This is a genomic window from Ruegeria sp. C11 (genome assembly GCF_056537725.1).
The window spans coordinates 177,165-194,558 of record NZ_JBQFSB010000001.1; the positions used below are offsets into that span (position 1 = coordinate 177,165).

Sequence of the window (17,394 nt, forward strand, 5' to 3'; positions counted from 1 at the left end):
CACCCGCGGTTTCGCCCTTGATAGACCCGCCCCCGCGTCGCGGCAAGCTGACCCTGCGCGCAATATGCGGCATTCGCGCACCACTTGCCGGGAAACTACATAATGCGCCGCCTCAGGCCGGAAACACGAAACAACGGTTGCGCCGCACCGTCAGCCACATCACCCGCCCCGGCTGTGGCACAAAGACGTTCGGCACAGTGGCTTTCAGGACCGAGCCGTCGAAATCCATACGGAATTCCACAAGGCTTTCGTTGCCAAGAAACCGAGCGCGCTCGACAACACCCCGTGCAGGCACACCATCGCTCGGCGTGGGCATCGGGCCCTTACCGTTTCTGTCGAAATCCAGTTTCACATGCTGAGGGCGAAAAACGATTTCGACATCTGTGCCGTCCGGAATGCCCGGTGCTAAAAACTGTCCAAACGGCGTGTCCGCCAAAGCTCCGTTAACTTGCGCCTGCAAGATATTAAGATCACTGAAAAAAGCGACCGCTTCCTTGTCTACAGGACGAGTATAGACGTTGTAGGGCGCGCCCTGCTGAACGATCTTGCCACGCCGCATCAACGCGACCTCGTCAGCCATGCGCATGGCCTCTTCCGGTTCATGCGTGACCAGTAGAACAGCGGCATCCTCTTCTTTTAGAATGGCCAGCGTTTCATCCCGAATGCCATCACGCAAACGGTTGTCGAGGCCCGAAAACGGCTCGTCCATCAACATGATCCGCGGGCGTGGCGCCAGAGCACGCGCAAGGGCAACCCGCTGTTGTTCCCCTCCCGACAACTGATGTGGAAACCCGTCGACAAAGCGCATCAGATCGACCTTGGCCAACAGTTCTTCGACCCGCGCACGTTTTTCATCCTTGGCGCCTTTGAGGCCAAAGGCCACGTTGTCGGCAACACTCAGATGAGGAAACAGGGCAAAGTCCTGAAACATCAGGCCAATTTCGCGCCGCTCGGGCGGCACACGAAACACCGTGTCGCAGACCAGCTTGCCGTCCACATAGATTTCGCCGGAATCCTGCATCTCGACCCCGGCGATCATCCGCAGCGTCGTAGATTTGCCGCACCCGGACGGCCCCAAAAGACAGGTTACCTGACCGGCCTGAATACTCAGCGAAACGTCGTCAACGACTGTGCGCCCGCCAAAACGGCACACAAGATTGCGGATTTCCAGACGCGGAGGAATTGCCTTATCCGTCACCGATGGACCCCATTGCCTTTCCCGATCAAATCCATCGGGCTTGCGCGGGGATAACAACCCATCCCCTCAGGCGCAAGGCGTCAGCAGCAACCGAACCACGGTGCGCCACCAGATCGCGGATGTGCAACGACGACCCCGTTAGTCTCACCCGAGTAGAAACTTGTCGACTTCACAGAAACACCCGTCGTGCAATTTCGGATCGGATCATTCCAAAAGTTCGAAATCCAGGCCTGCACGTAACCGTCCGTTCACCTGTATCTCAAGCCTGTGCGCCCCCGGCACCAGCCTGAACGTCGTCGCATCACCCTTCAGCTTGTGCCGTTTTTCCAACCTCAGGCCGCCGCCCTTTACCTTGGCTTGCTTCAGCTTGTGAACCTTGGCTGAGGTTTTGCCGCCAGGGCGCTGAAAATGAATAATATAATCGACCAGAACCGGCTGTTCGTCCTGCCCCTCGATGTCGACTGAAAATTCCAGCGCATCACCGATCCGGGCCTCTCCGTCCAGACTGATCGAAACTGTAAAATCAGCATCAGGGTCAAAACCAAGCAACTTCATCGCTTCGGGGTGGCCGGCCTTCACCAACCCGCGCAATGCATGGGAGGTCATCCATTGCAATTCGTCAGGGCGCTGGCGATTTTCGTCGCGCCATCCCTTCAGACGATCCAGAACAATATCTGGGTCTTTCTTTGCGATGTCGTTCAAGTGGTTTGCAATGGACCGCGTGACATATCGCGTCCCATCTCCGTGCAACCGGTCCAGCAACGGCAGCGGATCGTTCAGTTCCAATCCAACCGCCATTCCCCAGGGCAGGCGCGGCCGGGTACCTTCGCTGACCAGCCTGCGCACATGGTAACTGGAATGCAGGCACCATTCCTGCATCCGTTCCATCACTACATCCGGCCATTGGTTCAGAAACGGACGGATCGTCCATTCCATCGAAAATCTCTGGGTCAGCTCTTCGATCACATCCAGCGCCAGCGCAGGATGCTCAAGACCAACCGCTGCAACCCAATCACCCAGCGGCGCAAAAATAAAATCACCGAAATCATCATCCGTCTTGTTTGGGTCCAGTGGCGGCGGCAGGGCGCGCAGGATCACCGGGGCAACCTCTGGCAATTCACCCGGAACTGCCGCCTGCAGACAGGTGGCGATCCACGCCATCCGTTCCTTCAGCTCAAGCTCCGGCAGGCGATCCATGACCTGCGCCTGAAACACCGCGGCATCAAACCCAGGCTCAGCTTCGGCGAAAAGCCCCGCCAGATAGCGGGTCTTTTCGGAATTAAACAATTGATCTTTCAGTGAAAACTTTTGCGCCATCGTCACATCGTCAGGTTGGTACCGCCACCATCCAACAGAATGTTCTGCCCAACGATGAAACCGGCATGTTGCGAACACAGGAACGCGCAGGCCGCACCAAATTCCTGCCGCGTGCCATAGCGGCGCGCAGGGATTGTCGCGGCACGTTCCGCGCGCGCCTCGTCCACGGAAATCCCCTTTTGCGCCGCTACGCCACCGTCCAACGAATCCGCCCGGTCCGTGGCGTGAATGCCCGGCAGCAGATTGTTAATCGTCACTCCATGCGGCGCCACCTGCCGCGAAGTACCCGCGACATACCCGGTCAGCCCCGTGCGTGCCGCATTGGACAGGCCAAGCGCGGCAATCGGCGCGCGCACGGATTGCGAGGTGATATTCACCACCCTACCCCAGCCCTTGTCGATCATCCCCGGCAACAATGCCTTCATGAATGCAATCGGTGTCAGCATGTTGGCATCCAGCGCCTTGATGAAATCGTCCCGATCCCAGTCCGACCACAGCCCGGGCGGTGGGCCACCGGCATTTGTGACCAGAATATCAACGCCCTGTGCGGCTTCGATCACCTGCGCCTGACCTTCGGCCGAAGTTACGTCGCAAGCGACGGTCTGCACCTCAACCCCGTGCTCGGACCGCAACCGCGCCGCTTCGGCCTCCAGCGCCTCGGCGCCGCGCGCGTTCAACACAAGATTGACTCCAGCACCCGCAAGCGCCTCGGCGCAGCCAAGACCCAACCCCTTGCTGCTGGCACTGACCAGCGCACGTTTTCCCTGAATTCCTAGGTCCATCTGACCCTCCCTGACAGTCGTTGCCCGCATGTCTAACACCGCCCCGTCAAAGAAGGCCAGAATTGCAGTCAGCTCTTAATAAAAGAACTCTTCCCGGACAATCTTGCCATCAGCGACGTGATAAACGCCCACTTCACGCATATCGAATGCCTCGCCGGTTTCCTTAACCTTTCCCTGCACTTCAAAGATCACGGCAAAGCGGTCATCGCCATGGGGAAACGGATCGCTGACCGATGCGCCCGACACCTCATGCGCGCTTTCCCACCACTCGTGCTTGCCACGAATAGCATCGCGCCCATGAGTTTCGCGCCCCATGCCTTCCATGTCCATCGCCTCGACCGAGACCGCATCCGGCGCATAGAGCTTTTCCAGATTCTCCTTGGCCCGGTTTTCGCGGCAACCAGCCACCAGCTCGTCAGCGATTTCTTTCAAATTCATTGGTCCACTCCATCATTTGTTCACTATATGTTCTTATTGCCATAGCCACATGATTCGAACCACCCCCCTTTGTCTTGCCTCGGCAGGATTCCACGCCTATACGCGCGCACATGCTTGATACCGCCACGAACCAACCCGTATTGCCGCCCGAGATTGCGCGGCGCAGAACATTCGCCATCATCTCGCACCCGGATGCGGGCAAGACGACGCTGACCGAAAAGTTCCTGCTGTACGGCGGCGCCATCCAGATGGCCGGCCAGGTGCGCGCCAAGGGCGAGGCACGGCGGACGCGTTCGGACTTCATGCAGATGGAAAAAGATCGCGGTATCTCGGTCTCGGCTTCGGCAATGTCGTTCGACTATGACAACTTCCGGTTCAATCTGGTGGATACGCCCGGTCACTCGGACTTTTCCGAGGATACCTATCGCACCCTGACGGCGGTGGACGCGGCGGTGATGGTAATCGACGGCGCGAAAGGTGTGGAAAGCCAGACGCAGAAACTGTTCGAAGTCTGCCGCCTGCGTGACCTGCCGATCCTGACTTTCTGTAACAAGATGGACCGCGAAAGCCGCGATACGTTCGAAATCATCGACGAAATTCAGGAAATGCTTGCCATCGACGTCACACCAGCCGCGTGGCCCATCGGCGTGGGTCGCGATTTCATCGGCTGCTATGACATGTTGCGCGACCGGTTGGAGCTGATGGACCGCGCCGACCGCAACAAAGTGGCGGAAAGCATCGAAATCAACGGGTTGGACGATCCCAAACTGGCCGAGCACGTACCCGAGCATCTGTTGGAGAAACTGCTGGAAGAGGTCGAGATGGCGCGCGAACTGCTGCCCAAGCTCGACCCGCAAGCGGTGCTTGAGGGGCACATGACCCCGATCTGGTTCGGATCGGCCATCAACTCGTTCGGAGTCAAGGAACTGATGGAGGGTATCGGCGCCTATGGCCCGCAACCACAAGTTCAGTCCGCTGAACCGCGTCAGATTTCACCTGACGAAAAGAAAGTTGCAGGCTTTGTTTTCAAGGTGCAGGCCAACATGGACCCCAAGCACCGCGACCGTGTGGCTTTCGTGCGGATGGCAAGCGGCCATTTCAAGCGCGGCATGAAGCTGACACATGTGCGGTCGAAGAAGCCGATGGCGATTTCGAACCCGGTGCTGTTCCTCGCCTCTGACAGGGAACTGGCGGATGAGGCATGGGCCGGTGACATCATCGGCATCCCCAACCACGGCCAGCTGCGTATTGGCGACACCCTGACCGAGGGCGAAGCGCTGCGCGTCTCGGGCATCCCGTCCTTTGCGCCAGAACTGCTGCAGGGTGTTCGCGCGGGCGATCCGATGAAGGCCAAGCATCTGGAAAAGGCCCTGATGCAGTTTGCCGAAGAAGGTGCTGCCAAAGTGTTCAAACCCTCAATCGGTTCGGGCTTTATCGTTGGCGTCGTTGGCGCGCTGCAATTCGAAGTGCTCGCCAGCCGGATCGAGATGGAATACGGCCTGCCGGTGCGGTTTGAAGCATCTCAATTCACCTCGGCCCGCTGGGTCAGCGGAGAAAAGGCCGAGGTCGAAAAGTTCGTCAACGCCAACAAGCAGCACATCGCCCATGACCATGACGGCGACATCGTCTATCTGACCCGCCTTCAGTGGGACATCGACCGGGTCGTCCGCGACTATCCGGACCTGAACCTGACCGCGACCAAAGAGATGATGACGTGACGCAACTGCCTGATTGCACGGACAATCTTGACCGTGCAATCCTGCGCACATGAGCGACAATGACCTCACCTATCCCGGCGGGCTGGCCTTTGCCCCTGTTCGCAAGGGCGGGCAGCCAGTTTCAGCCGCGAGATCACTGCAAACGCTTGCAACCACAAAGCACACAACGCAGCGGCGCAGCGTATGACCACGTGGGGCATCGTTTCAACCGTTCGGGGGTCAGCACAGGAAATCCTGCGCTTTGCGGCCTATCACCTCGACCTCGGGGCGGATACTCTCTACCTGTTTCTCGACGAACCCAACGATACTGCTCTCAGTTCTCTGCGCCAGCATCCCAAAATCAAGGCGCGTGTCTGCGACGATGCCTATTGGGACAGCCGACGACGCAAACGTCCGGAAAAACATCAGGTTCGGCAGACCGATAACGCCACGTTCACCTATCGGAACACCGATCTGGACTGGCTGGCCCATATCGACATCGACGAATTTCTGTGGCCGCTGACACCCATAGCCGACCTGCTGGCCGCCGTGCCTCCCGAAGTCCCCGCCGTTCGGGCTCGTCCGCTAGAAGCCCTGGCGGGCGGTGAGGATCTGTACAAAGCCTTCATTCCGGCCGGACCCGAACGTGCGGCGTTGGTTCAGTCGATCTATCCAAATTACGGTGAGTTCGTTCGGGGCGGTTTTTTCAGCCACCTTCAGGGCAAACTGTTCGCTCGAACCGGATTGCCGAAGCTGAGCTTTCGCATCCACAATCTGTACCAGTTCAGACAGCCCTTGCCCTGCGACACCGAATTGCCGCAGGTAGACCTGTGCCATAGGCACGCCCCTGACTGGGACCACTGGCTAGCGCATTACCGGTTCCGTCTGGCGCGCGGATCCTATCAGGCTGATATGGCCCCCAATGTCCCGCGCGAATCCGGCGGTCTGAACATGCACGAACTTCTCAACGGGATCGAAGAAGACGGCGGTGAGGCGGGTTTGCGCAAATTTTACGATGAGATCAGCGGTGCAAATCCAGACGTCCGCACACGGCTTGAGGACCTCGGCATGATCCGGCACAGGCCGCTGAATCTGGATCGGAAATTGGCGAAACACTTTCCCGAAAGCGTCTGAATTGTTGCGAAAAATCGCAAACAGAGACGATGCCAATCAGGTTAAGTGGTCTTCATTTGACCCTGCCCCACGTTTTTGTTATGTCCCGCCCAAGCCGAAACGCGCATGGGGCGCATGGCCATCCGGGCCCGGCACTTTTCAGACGCGCGGGCCAGGTCAGTGTCCGCATGAACCGGACATACATGACAAAATTTAACGAACTGAACCTGAACCCGAAGGTCCTCAAAGCCATTGAGGAATCCGGCTACGAAACACCCACCCCGATTCAGGAAGGCGCAATCCCTCCGGCCCTTGAAGGGCGCGATGTTCTGGGGATTGCTCAGACCGGAACGGGCAAGACTGCCAGCTTTACGCTGCCAATGATCACCCTGCTGGCACGGGGACGCGCGCGGGCACGCATGCCACGCTCGCTGGTACTGTGCCCGACACGGGAACTGGCGGCACAGGTGGCGGAAAACTTCGACACCTACGCCAAGCATCTGAAACTGACAAAGGCGCTGCTGATCGGTGGCGTCAGTTTCAAGGAACAAGACGCGCTGATCGATCGCGGCGTTGACGTCCTGATCGCCACGCCGGGTCGCCTGCTGGATCACTTCGAACGCGGTAAGCTGCTGCTGACAGGTGTTCAGATCATGGTGGTGGACGAAGCCGACCGCATGCTCGACATGGGTTTCATCCCAGATATCGAACGCATCTTCTCACTTACGCCGTTTACACGTCAAACCCTGTTCTTCTCGGCCACCATGGCGCCCGAGATCGAAAGGATCACCGACACATTCCTGTCCGCCCCGGAACGGATCGAGGTTGCGCGTCAGGCGACTGCCTCGGAAACCATCGAACAGGGTGTCGTGATGTTCAAAGCCGGACGCCGTGATCGTGAGGCCAGCCTCAAGCGCAAGGCATTGCGGGCACTGATTGATGCCGAAGGCGACAAGTGCACCAACGCCATCATCTTTTGCAATCGCAAAAGCGATGTCGATATCTGCATGAAGTCGCTGAAGAAATATGGCTACAACGCCGCTGCGATCCATGGCGATCTTGATCAGTCGCAGCGCATGAAAACGTTGGATGGATTCCGCGACGGAACATTGCGCCTGCTGGTCGCTTCGGACGTCGCAGCGCGCGGTCTGGACATCCCGTCTGTCAGCCACGTCTTCAACTTCGACGTTCCAGGCCACGCCGAGGATTACGTGCATCGCATTGGCCGCACAGGTCGAGCCGGACGTGAGGGCAAGGCCATCACCATCTGCTCGCCGCGGGATGAAAAGGCACTGGACGCGATTGAAAAGCTGATCCAGAAGGTCATCCCACGTCTGGAAAACCCGGTTAAGGAAGAAGAAAAGAAGGCTGACGCGCCCAAATCTGGCACGTCCAAGTCTGACAAAGCCACCAAGCCGGAAAAAGCACCGAGGTCCCGAAAGACCGCCGAAGGCAGCAAAGGCAAGGAGCCCAGAGGCCGCAACCGGGATCGAAACGATAACGGTGGCGGCGGTGTGGTCGGCATGGGTGATCATTTGCCCAGCTTTATCGCCCTCAGCTTTGATGAGCGCCGCGCGGGTTAAATCGCCAGAACAAGCACCAGGATAGACAGGCCCAGCAGCGCGATCCCGGCGATCTCGCGCCGGGTGATGGATTCCCTGAACACCAGGGTCGAGGCCATGAGGCTGAAGATCAACTCCACCTGCCCCATCGCCTTGACATAAGCTGCATTCTGCAAGGTGAACGCCAGAAACCAGCAGAAGGACCCGCCAAGACTGGTCAGGCCGACAAAGACCCCGGTGCGGCGCGTATCCCAGACCGCGCGCAATTCAGCGCGATCCCGCCACAGCAACCACAGCCCCATGCTGAGCAACTGGAAAGAGGTCACCGCCGCTAGGGTCACCAATGCCCGGAACCACGCATCGATATCACCCAGTTGCAGGGACGCCCCACGATAGCTGACCGCAGAGAAAGCGAACAGGACGCCCGAACCTAGCCCCAGTTGCGAGGCGCGATTGGTCAGGTGCCGCCACCAGGCACCGTCACCTCCGGGCGTTTTCGACAAGAGCAAAACGGCCAATAGGCCAAGAAGAATGGCGGCAAATGCCCCCAGCGAAATGCTGTCGCCCAAAATCAGAAAGCCGACTATGGCGGTCTGGATGACTTCGGTTTTCTTAAAGGTGATACCGACCGCAAAGTTACGCTGTTTGAACAGGGCAACCACACAGATGGTGGCAAGTATCTGTGCTGTACCGCCGATCGCCACAAACAGCCAGAACCGCGCAGACAGCGGCGGCAAATCCATATCACCTGTGCTCAGAACCACTATTAGCCCCAGCATCGCCAGCGGTGCTGAATAGGCAAACCGCGCAAAGGTTGCACCGGCGGCGGACAGTTTGACGGTACTTAGCGATTTCTGAAGCATAAACCGCACCGTTTGAAACAGTGCGGCTGCAATGGTGACGGGAATCCATAAACTCATGGCTTCCCTTTTGTCGTCAAATCAACCCTTTGGCCAGAGAGGATGTGCAACCGGGTCCTTGGCCCGCCAGAAATAGCGGCGGAAAATCTCGCCATATGAGCGATAGACATAGGCCTCGTTGCAGGTCAGGTAGCGTTCCTTACCTTCGCGATAAAGTGCAGGCAACCGGTACCACGGGGCGTTGGGATTCATGTGATGAACGACGTGCAGGTTGTTGTTCAAAAACAGAAAAGCCAGCAGGCCACGATCTTCGACAACAACCGTGCGACCGCGCACCTTTTCATGCGCGCGATGTTCAAGAAAGGTGCGGATCTTGACCAGACCAAGACCGATATAAGCGGATACGACAAACGCCCAGATCGGCATGGCTGTTTGTACGACGATCCACAACACCACCGCCACGCCCGGTATGTGCAATGCCCAAGCAAGCAGGATGTCACGGTCCCCGCGGATCGCACCGCGCCATTCGTCCCTGAAAAACGCCACTTGCCCAATGGCCGGCCCAAGTACCATGCGCCCCAGCAGAGTGTTATTGGCGGCATACAGTGCTTTCTTCCACCCTGGCAGAGTATTCCAGACCACCGGATCAAGATAGTTCGACTCGGGATCGTCATAAGGATCGGTCAGGTTGGAATCCCGGTGGTGGGCCAGATGCAGGTCACGAAAACGGTTGTAGGGAATGCAAAGTGTCAGCGGCAAAGCCATCAACGCTTCGTTGATCCATCTGGTGCGAAACGGATGCCCATGCAGCGCCTCATGCGTCAGCGACGAATGCAAGGCCGCAACCAACCCCATGACGGGAATGGCCAGCCACAATCCGATGGCCGACAGCCAGAAGGCCACCAGCAACCACGCAGCATAGCAGGCAATGATCAGCAGAAGGGTGCCCCACTCTGGGTTGTTATGCACGGGGCGCTCAGACATTGCGCCCCCAGTTGATGCTTGCCCAGACACGCTCGTACACGATGTACATGGTCAGGCCGATGGCTGTATTTACTATGGCCAGCGTTCCGCCCACTGCAGCGGAACCAGTGGCTACCAGACCCACAAGGGTCATCGTTGCCAAGCCCATCACATTCCAAACGATTGCTTTCACGACTGATCTTTGCCGCGTTTCCATTCCGGACCCCTATTTTTTTTGTTGTAAAACAAGTGTTACGCGGCAACCGGGGCGTTGAGAATTCTGAATATGATTAACAAAATTCAGCAAAGGTGATATTTATCACCATATGTTGGACAGAATCGACAAACGTGTCCGCGCGGCACAATTTCGCCTGCGACTGGCGCGCGCAATGGAAGAACGGCATGTCAGCCAAAGCGCCCTTGCCCGCAGTATCGGGGTTGACCGATCAACGGTTTCCCAATTGCTGACAGACGACGGTGCGCGTCTGCCGAATGCGCATGTGATCGGCAGTTGTGCAGAAACGCTTGGCGTATCTGCCGACTGGCTGCTTAGCATCTCGGATCGTCCGGAAAGTGCGGCGGAACTCTTGGCCAGTTCGCTGACCATGACCGAAGCGCCACGCGCTCTGGTCGATGAAAAGATATTCGAATGGCACCAGCAGGCCGCGGGCTACAAGATACGTTATGTCCCGGCCACCCTGCCCGACATGCTCAAGACACGCGCGGTTCTGGAATGGGAGTACACTCCGCATCTGGGCAGAACCGCCGATCAGGCAATCAGGGCATCAGAAGACCGGCTTGCATGGATGCGCAGCGCACAATCTGATTACGAGATTGCCATGCCCTTGTTCGAACTCGACAGTTTTGCCAACGCGACCGGCTATTACCATGGCCTTCCGCTGGATGTACGGCTGGAACAGATCGATCACCTGCTGGCCCTGTGCGAACAGCTTTATCCACGCCTGCGCATATATCTGTTCGACGCCAAGCGCCTGTATTCGGCCCCGGTCACGATCTTTGGGCCGTTGCTGTGCGTCTTTTACGCAGGCAGCCACTATATGGCGTTCAGGGACCGGGATCGGGTCGAGGTTTTTACCCGTCATTTCGATACGTTAGTACGCGAAGCTGATCTGACAGCCAGACATTTACCCGCCCACCTGACACAGCTTCGGGCAGCCATAACCCAACCCTGATACCGTCTGACGTGCAGAGTGAACGGTCTTGTAGTATAGTCCTCGGGCGCGAACCCTTGCCACATCCATCCACTCGGAACAGAAACGGAGGATCAAAGGAATGGACGCACTCAAGACCGCAGAGTATGCGCGGGCGCTCTATACCGCACACGGCGACAAGGCCGAGGCTGAAGCGGCCCAGAAAATGCGCGAATGCGAGGCTGCCGGAAACGCGAGCCAAGCACAGGACTGGGAAGCGGTGCGCCGCGCAATCCGCCAGATTCGCGGCCCCAATCAGGGATGATCCGCACACCCGGCCCCTGAACGGGCCGGGTCGCTCAATCTAAACTTTCGGGTCGGGGTTCACCGTATGCCCGTCCACCGCGATTACCTGCCCTGACACCAGACGCGCCGCGTCAGATGCAAGGAACACGGCCATATTGGCAATGTCCCGCCCCTCGACGAAACGCCCCATCGACGTGCCGGATGCATAGCCGTCATAGACCTGATCACGGGTCATACCCTTCGCTGCCGCTTCCCGCTGCAGGACGCCCTCCATGCGGGGGCCTTCCACAGCTCCGGGGCAAATCACGTTGCACCGGACGCCATGCGGTCCCAATTCCATTGCCAGAGTTTTTCCTAGCCCAACCATCCCCCATTTAGCCGCCGCATAAGGCGACCGATTGGGATACCCGTACTGACCGGCGGTAGAGGAGGTGATGATCACACTTCCACTGCCCTGGCGCTTCAATATCCGGACCGCGTATTTCGAGCACAGAAATGCACCTTCCAGATTGACCGACAGGCAGGACCGCCAATCGTCCAGTTCCACATCCTCAACCTGTGCCGTGGGCCCCGCGACCCCGGCATTGGCGCAGAGTGCATCCAACCCACCCCATGCCGCCTCAACCTCGGCAAACAACGCTGCAACCTGTGCTTCGTCCGAGACATCTGCAATGGACTGCTGCCAGTGTCCGGGGCACGCTTTCAGCGCCTCTTTGTCCACGTCTGCGACCCAGACCGAGGCCCCTGACGCATCAAAGGCTTCGGCCATCGCCCGGCCGACACCCGAAGCACCGGCGGTGATCAGTACGCGCTGGTTCACGCCGGCTTCCGGATCGCGCGGCCCGCCCCTTCTGGATAAGGCAACGCGGCCTGCGCTTCGGTGATCCGCGCCAATGTGGTCAGGATGTCTGCCGAAGGCGGGCTGGACTGGCGGGTTTCCAGACTGACATGCAACAAAAAGCTCTCGGTCGTGGCCAGCAGCTTGTCGCCCTCAAACATGCTGTGGAAAAGGTGCAGTTTTTTACCTTCACCCAACAGCATTTGGGTCCGCACTTCGATTTTCGACCCGGCATGGGCTTCATCCAGATAGCGAATATGGTTTTCGGCGGTAAAGTAACTGCCGCCCGACGCGATATACTCCGCATCACATCCGATGATTTCCATGAACCGGTCCGTGGCCAGCGAAAAGGCTTCCAGATATTTGGCCTCGTTCATATGCCCGTTGTAATCGGTCCAATCCAGCGGCACGGCACGAGCAAGCGTCAGGATCGGCTGGCTCAGATCCGCCTCGTCAAGTGTGGGCAATGCGCCGGAGCGCAACCGCGTATCATGCTGGTTCAGCACAGCACCCGCGCCATAATCCTGCTTCTTGAGCGCGCGCATCATTCCGACCAGGTTGTTGTCGCGAATTCGCTCCAACTCGCGGATCGAATGCATCCCGGATTGCGCGTCCGACTGGTCCGCAATCAGGTCTACCAACTCGTCGGTGAACTCGGGCACATCCATTAGCTTGGTCCAGGGCCATTTCAGCGCCGGGCCAAACTGCGCCATGAAGTGTCGCATCCCGGCCTCGCCCCCGGCGACGCGATAGGTTTCAAACAGACCCATCTGCGCCCAACGGATGCCGAATCCCATGCGGATTGCCTCATCCACCTCTTCGGTCGTGGCAATGCCGTCACTTACCAGCCACAACGCCTCGCGCCAGACCGCCTCGAGGAACCGGTCGGCAATATGTGCGTCGATTTCTTTCTTGATATGCAGCGGGAAGAATCCGACCGAGGTTAGCAGTTCCTTGGCGCGTTCAACCAACTCGGGTGCATTCCTGTCGGTTGGCACCAGTTCGATCAGTGGCAACAGGTAAACCGGGTTGAACGGGTGCGTCACCACAATCTGTTCCGGGCGCAGCGCGCCTTCCTGCAACTCCGACGGCTTGAACCCACTGGTGGAGGAACCAATGATCGCATCCGGTTCACAAGCTTCCTGCAAGCCCTTGTAAACCTTCAGCTTCAGATCCAGCCGTTCCGGCACGCTCTCCTGAATCCAGACAGCGCCCCGCACCGCATCCGCCATATCGTCATGAAAGCTCAGCGTGCCTTCCGGCGGCAGCGGGACGTCGCTCAGCCCCGGCAGCGACCGGCGTGCATTGTCCAGAACCTCGCCAATCTTGCGCTCGGCCTCCGGGTCCGGGTCAAAAACCCGTACATCCCAGCCACTTAGCAAAAACCGCGCGGCCCACCCGCCGCCGATCACACCACCACCGATGATTGCTGCTGTTTGCATCCGAATTCCTCTGAGAACCGCCCGGTTCTTCCTCTTGCCCAAAATATCCCGGGGGTTTGGGGGCTGACCCCCAATTTCCCCCGTGGGATTGGTTTATTTCGCCACCGGTGCCCGCTTGGTCAGACCCAGTTTCTCGCGGACTTCCTGCGGGCCGATCACCCGCGCGCCCATGTTCGAAACCACGGTGTTCGCCCGCTCGACCAGTTGCCAGTTCTCGGCCAGAACGCCCTTGTCCAGCCACAGATTGTCTTCCAGCCCCACACGTACGTTGCCGCCAGCCAGAACCGATGCCGCGGCAAATGCCATCTGGTTGCGCCCCAACGCAAACGCGCTGAAAGTCCAGTCATCGGGCACGTTGTTCACCATCGCCATGAAGGTGTTCAGATCATCCGGCGCCCCCCACGGCACACCCATGCAAAGCTGCACCAGTGCGTTGGGCTCCAGAATGCCCTCTTTCACCAGTTGCTTTGCAAACCACAGATGGCCGGTATCGAACGCCTCGATCTCGGGCTTCACGCCAAGATCGGTCATCATCTGCCCCATCGCCCGCAACGCGCCGGGCGTGTTGGTCATTACATAGTCGGCCTCGGCAAAGTTCATGGTGCCGCAGTCAAGCGTACAGATCTCGGGCAGGCATTCCGCGATATGCGCGACGCGCTCGGAGGCACCGATCATGTCGGTAGCCGCTTCATTCACCGGGAACGGGCTCTCGACGCCTCCAAATACGATGTCGCCGCCCATTCCCGCGGTCAGGTTCAACACCACATCGACCTCCGCATCGCGGATACGGTCGGTCACCTCGCGATACAGGTCCAGCCGACGGCTGGGCGCACCGGTTTCCGGGTCGCGCACATGGCAATGCACCACCGCCGCGCCGGCTTTGGCGGCAGCAATCGCGCTGTCGGCGATCTGCTGGGGCGAGCGCGGCACATGCGGGCTGCGATCCTGCGTTCCGCCCGAGCCGGTGACGGCGCAGGTGATAAAGACTTCGCGGTTCATTTCCAGAGGCATGACGTTTTCCCCAAGTTATACCCGGATTCGCCCAGAGTTTTCCCCAGGCTTCTCCCCGGATTCCGATTTGCTTCGCGATCGACTCTGGCGCAGCCTTAGGGAAACAACTTGTCAGAATGCGAATCGAACTTGATGAAATCCGCAAAAAACATACTCCAGCCGGAACACCGCGCCCTTAAAACCGCGGTGCTGGTGCTGGACGATTGCAACACGCTCAGCTTCGCGTCCGCCGTTGACCCCATGCGTGCGGCGAACCGTCTGGCGGACCGCCCCGCATTTGATTGGGACTATGTGACCGCCACCGCGGAGCCCGCGCAACTGACCAGCGCCCTGACCGTTCCGGGCATTCCGCTGGCACGGGTTGATTCCTGTGAACTCATGATCGTTGTTGCGGGGTTTCACCTGGCCCGCCACGCCACCCCCAGTCTGCTTGCCGGACTGCGCCGCATCGCCGCCACGGGCGCCACGATGGCTGGAATAGACGGCGGCCCCTGGCTGCTGGCCGAGGCAGGGCTGCTGAACGGCCATACAGCGACCACCCACTGGGAGGATCTGGACAACTTCGCCGGCCGCTTTCCCGATGTCACCGTCCTGCCCGACCGTTTCACCGTCTCTGAAAACCGGCTGACCTCCGGCGGTGCGATACCGGCGATTGAAATGATGCTGCACATCATTGCCGCCCGCCACGGAGCAGGCTTTGCCGCCCGCGTATCCGGCCTTTTCCTGTATGACGGCGCGCCCGAGCCCACAAAACCGCAAAGCCGCACCGGTGCTCCGCACCGTCACAACGCACTGACGGCAAAGGCAAACAAACTGATGGAGGCGGCGCTGGACGATCCTATGCCGCTTGCGGAAATTGCCAACACTTTGGGCACCAGCCCCCGAACTCTGCAACAGCAATTCCGCCTGCGCCTCGACACCACACCACAGGATCACTATCTGCAACTGCGTCTGGCCGAGGCCCGCCGCCTTGTTGCCGACACCGACATGCCGCTAATGGAGGTCGCGCTGGCCACGGGCTTCACTTCACAGTCCAGCTTTGCCCGCGCTTTCCGCACCACTCATGGTCTGTCGGCCCGCGACTTGCGACAGGATCGCCGGCAACCCACACACCACTGACACTTTTACCGTTTGCAAATACTTGGGGGAATCGCGGCTTGCCGCGATGCCCTCAAAAGGGCATTGGATGTGCCCGATGGGCTGCAGTGATCTCGGCCAGTACGTCCTCGGACAGCTCCATTCCGGCTCCCTCCAGAACGTGCTCCAATTGCGCAAGCGTTGTCGCACCAAAGATTGCCGACATCATAAAGGGCCGTGTACGGCACCACGCCAATGCCATGTGAACCGGGTCCAGCCCGTGACGCTCAGCAACTTCAAGATAAGCCGAAACAGCGCTGAAAACACGATAGGATTTGCGACCGCCCATTTCAGGCACCAGTGACATTCGCGATCCGTCAGGCACCACATCATTCTGGTATTTGCCCGTCAGAAATCCCGCCGCCAAAGGTGAAAAGGCCATCAGGCCCACATCCTCGTGCACGCTCAGCTCGGCCATGTCGGTGTCAAAGAACCGGCACAGCAGCGAGTATTCGTTCTGCACCGACGCAACGCGCGGCCATCCGTTTGCTTCCGCTATCCGCAACCATTGCGCCGTTCCCCATGCGCTTTCATTCGACAATCCGAACGCGCGAATGTTGCCCTTGTCCACCTGATGCTGAAGGGCCTCCAGGCACTCCTCCATATTCGCCAAAGTGTCCGCCCGATCCTGCCGCGACGGATCATAGGTCCAGTTCTGTCGGAACATATAGCTGCCACGATTGGGCCAATGGAACTGGTACAGATCAATGTAATCTGTCTTCAACCGCTGCAGAGAGCCCTCAATCGCCTGCGGAATCGTCTCTGCCGAAATCGGCGCCCCATCGCGTGCATGCATGAACCCGGCACCAGAATGCTTGGTCGCCAGAACATAGTCACCTCGGCGGGAAGGGTTTGCCGCATTCCAGTTGCCCAGAATTTCCTCGGTCCGGCCAATAGTCTCTTTCGAAATCGGATTTACCGGGTACATCTCGGCCGCATCGACAAAGTTGATACCAGCGGACAGCGCCAGATCCATCTGCGCATGGGCCACCGGCTCTGATGTCTGCGTGCCGAATGTCATCGTGCCCAAACACAAATCGGACACCATCATGTCGCTGCGGCCCAAAGGCTTCATCTTCATATCAGGTTTCTCCTGCAAGTCTTTGTCGGGTTTAAATTTTCAGGCCTCAGCCTTCTTCTCCCAACGCCCCGATTCCTCGGACCAGTATTGCGCCGCGCATCCCGCGCCTGTCAGCGCCTTCCACTGGCCTCGCGCGTGTTGCACGGCCTGCGCGTCGGTACCATCGAACAGAATGCAGACCCGCTCCATCGCGGTGACTTCTTCCGGATCGACCCCGGCACCATCAATGGCCATCACGCACGAGGGCGAATTGGCCGCCTGCTTGTCGGTCGTCAGCAAGACGGGCTGCATTTGGTCATGCGGCCCGCCCGCCCGGCCATGCGGCAGGAACCCTTCCTCGAGTCCCAGCCACAGCTTTTCGTCCAGCCAGTCCAGCCGCCCGGGATCGACGCCCCGGACTGCAATCCGCCACCCGGCCTGCCGCGCCTTGTCCAGCAGGACCGGCAGGGTCTGCTCCAGCGGTCGTTGGGTCAGATGGTAGAAATAGACGGCCCCCAT

Annotated in this window: 19 protein-coding genes; 7 read left to right on the top strand and 12 right to left on the bottom strand. The window is 59.1% G+C overall.

All coding sequences use genetic code 11. The annotated features are described in order from the left end of the window. Nucleotides 1–112: 112 nt before the first annotated feature. The 4 genes from ACR0NA_RS00925 to ACR0NA_RS00940 form a co-directional block, all read right to left on the bottom strand. Nucleotides 113–1,171: an ABC transporter ATP-binding protein gene (locus ACR0NA_RS00925; RefSeq protein ID WP_480725976.1), complete on the bottom strand. Its 1,059-nt coding sequence runs from the start codon at nucleotides 1,169–1,171 to the stop codon at nucleotides 113–115. 231 nt (nucleotides 1,172–1,402) lie between these two features. Further along, nucleotides 1,403–2,515, bottom strand: a complete 1,113-nt coding sequence (locus tag ACR0NA_RS00930) for a hypothetical protein (RefSeq protein WP_480725283.1) — start codon at nucleotides 2,513–2,515, stop codon at nucleotides 1,403–1,405. A 2-nt stretch (nucleotides 2,516–2,517) separates the two neighbouring features. Next, nucleotides 2,518–3,297, bottom strand: coding sequence for an SDR family oxidoreductase (locus tag ACR0NA_RS00935; RefSeq protein ID WP_480725285.1), 780 nt, complete (start codon nucleotides 3,295–3,297; stop codon nucleotides 2,518–2,520). A 75-nt stretch (nucleotides 3,298–3,372) separates the two neighbouring features. Then, a complete protein-coding gene (locus ACR0NA_RS00940) occupies nucleotides 3,373–3,735 on the bottom strand; it encodes a nuclear transport factor 2 family protein (RefSeq protein WP_480725288.1) in 363 nt (120 codons plus the stop codon). A gap of 110 nt (nucleotides 3,736–3,845) precedes the next feature. On the opposite strand from ACR0NA_RS00940, the gene ACR0NA_RS00945 reads away from it, so the two are divergent. The 4 genes from ACR0NA_RS00945 (at nucleotide 3,846) to ACR0NA_RS00960 (ending at nucleotide 8,128) form a co-directional block, all read left to right on the top strand. Further along, nucleotides 3,846–5,453, top strand: coding sequence for a peptide chain release factor 3 (locus ACR0NA_RS00945; RefSeq protein WP_480725290.1), 1,608 nt, complete (start codon nucleotides 3,846–3,848; stop codon nucleotides 5,451–5,453). Between the two features lie 49 nt (nucleotides 5,454–5,502). Further along, complete coding sequence (locus ACR0NA_RS00950) at nucleotides 5,503–5,640, top strand: hypothetical protein (protein ID WP_480725292.1); 138 nt, start codon at nucleotides 5,503–5,505, stop codon at nucleotides 5,638–5,640. Next, nucleotides 5,637–6,566: a glycosyltransferase family 2 protein gene (locus tag ACR0NA_RS00955; RefSeq protein ID WP_480725294.1), complete on the top strand. Its 930-nt coding sequence runs from the start codon at nucleotides 5,637–5,639 to the stop codon at nucleotides 6,564–6,566. Before ACR0NA_RS00950 ends, ACR0NA_RS00955 begins: the two co-directional genes overlap by 4 nt. A 182-nt stretch (nucleotides 6,567–6,748) precedes the next feature. Continuing rightward, nucleotides 6,749–8,128, top strand: a complete 1,380-nt coding sequence (locus ACR0NA_RS00960) for a DEAD/DEAH box helicase (RefSeq protein WP_480725297.1) — start codon at nucleotides 6,749–6,751, stop codon at nucleotides 8,126–8,128. Here ACR0NA_RS00960 and ACR0NA_RS00965 read toward each other — a convergent pair. Genes ACR0NA_RS00965 through ACR0NA_RS00975 form a run of 3 tightly spaced genes read right to left on the bottom strand, consistent with a single transcriptional unit; the run spans nucleotide 8,125 to nucleotide 10,147 of the window. Further along, nucleotides 8,125–9,027, bottom strand: a complete 903-nt coding sequence (locus ACR0NA_RS00965) for an EamA family transporter (RefSeq protein ID WP_480725299.1) — start codon at nucleotides 9,025–9,027, stop codon at nucleotides 8,125–8,127. The genes ACR0NA_RS00960 and ACR0NA_RS00965 overlap by 4 nt on opposite strands. Before the next feature lie 21 nt (nucleotides 9,028–9,048). Beyond that, nucleotides 9,049–9,951: a fatty acid desaturase gene (locus tag ACR0NA_RS00970; RefSeq protein WP_480725301.1), complete on the bottom strand. Its 903-nt coding sequence runs from the start codon at nucleotides 9,949–9,951 to the stop codon at nucleotides 9,049–9,051. Then, nucleotides 9,944–10,147 carry a DUF2061 domain-containing protein gene (locus tag ACR0NA_RS00975; protein ID WP_480725305.1) on the bottom strand — a complete coding sequence of 68 codons (204 nt, stop codon included), beginning with the start codon at nucleotides 10,145–10,147 and terminating at the stop codon, nucleotides 9,944–9,946. Before ACR0NA_RS00975 ends, ACR0NA_RS00970 begins: the two co-directional genes overlap by 8 nt. A gap of 109 nt (nucleotides 10,148–10,256) precedes the next feature. Here ACR0NA_RS00975 and ACR0NA_RS00980 point away from each other — a divergent pair, with 109 nt between their 5' ends. Continuing rightward, on the top strand, nucleotides 10,257–11,123 hold the full coding sequence (locus tag ACR0NA_RS00980; protein WP_170652191.1) for a helix-turn-helix domain-containing protein: 867 nt from the start codon (nucleotides 10,257–10,259) through the stop codon (nucleotides 11,121–11,123). 100 nt (nucleotides 11,124–11,223) lie between these two features. After that, a complete protein-coding gene (locus ACR0NA_RS00985) occupies nucleotides 11,224–11,406 on the top strand; it encodes a hypothetical protein (protein WP_480725307.1) in 183 nt (60 codons plus the stop codon). 39 nt (nucleotides 11,407–11,445) lie between these two features. Here ACR0NA_RS00985 and ACR0NA_RS00990 read toward each other — a convergent pair whose 3' ends face one another. From ACR0NA_RS00990 to bcoG, 3 genes are all read right to left on the bottom strand, one after another. Beyond that, entirely contained in the window at nucleotides 11,446–12,207 is a 762-nt protein-coding gene (locus ACR0NA_RS00990; protein ID WP_480725309.1) for an SDR family oxidoreductase, read from the bottom strand. Further along, on the bottom strand, nucleotides 12,204–13,667 hold the full coding sequence (locus ACR0NA_RS00995) for a carnitine 3-dehydrogenase (RefSeq protein ID WP_480725311.1): 1,464 nt from the start codon (nucleotides 13,665–13,667) through the stop codon (nucleotides 12,204–12,206). Before ACR0NA_RS00995 ends, ACR0NA_RS00990 begins: the two co-directional genes overlap by 4 nt. Nucleotides 13,668–13,760: 93 nt before the next feature. Then, nucleotides 13,761–14,678, bottom strand: a complete 918-nt coding sequence (gene bcoG, locus ACR0NA_RS01000; protein WP_170652183.1) for a 3-dehydrocarnitine:acetyl-CoA trimethylamine transferase BcoG — start codon at nucleotides 14,676–14,678, stop codon at nucleotides 13,761–13,763. Between the two features lie 132 nt (nucleotides 14,679–14,810). Here bcoG and ACR0NA_RS01005 point away from each other — a divergent pair, with 132 nt between their 5' ends. Next, entirely contained in the window at nucleotides 14,811–15,797 is a 987-nt protein-coding gene (locus ACR0NA_RS01005) for a GlxA family transcriptional regulator (protein ID WP_480449788.1), read from the top strand. 52 nt (nucleotides 15,798–15,849) lie between these two features. On the opposite strand, the gene ACR0NA_RS01010 is transcribed toward ACR0NA_RS01005, so the two are convergent. Then, nucleotides 15,850–16,896 (bottom strand): aldo/keto reductase, encoded by a 1,047-nt coding sequence (locus ACR0NA_RS01010; RefSeq protein WP_480725315.1) that lies wholly within the window; start codon nucleotides 16,894–16,896, stop codon nucleotides 15,850–15,852. A 39-nt stretch (nucleotides 16,897–16,935) separates the two neighbouring features. Further along, nucleotides 16,936–17,394, bottom strand: coding sequence for a DNA polymerase III subunit chi (locus tag ACR0NA_RS01015; protein WP_480725321.1), 459 nt, complete (start codon nucleotides 17,392–17,394; stop codon nucleotides 16,936–16,938).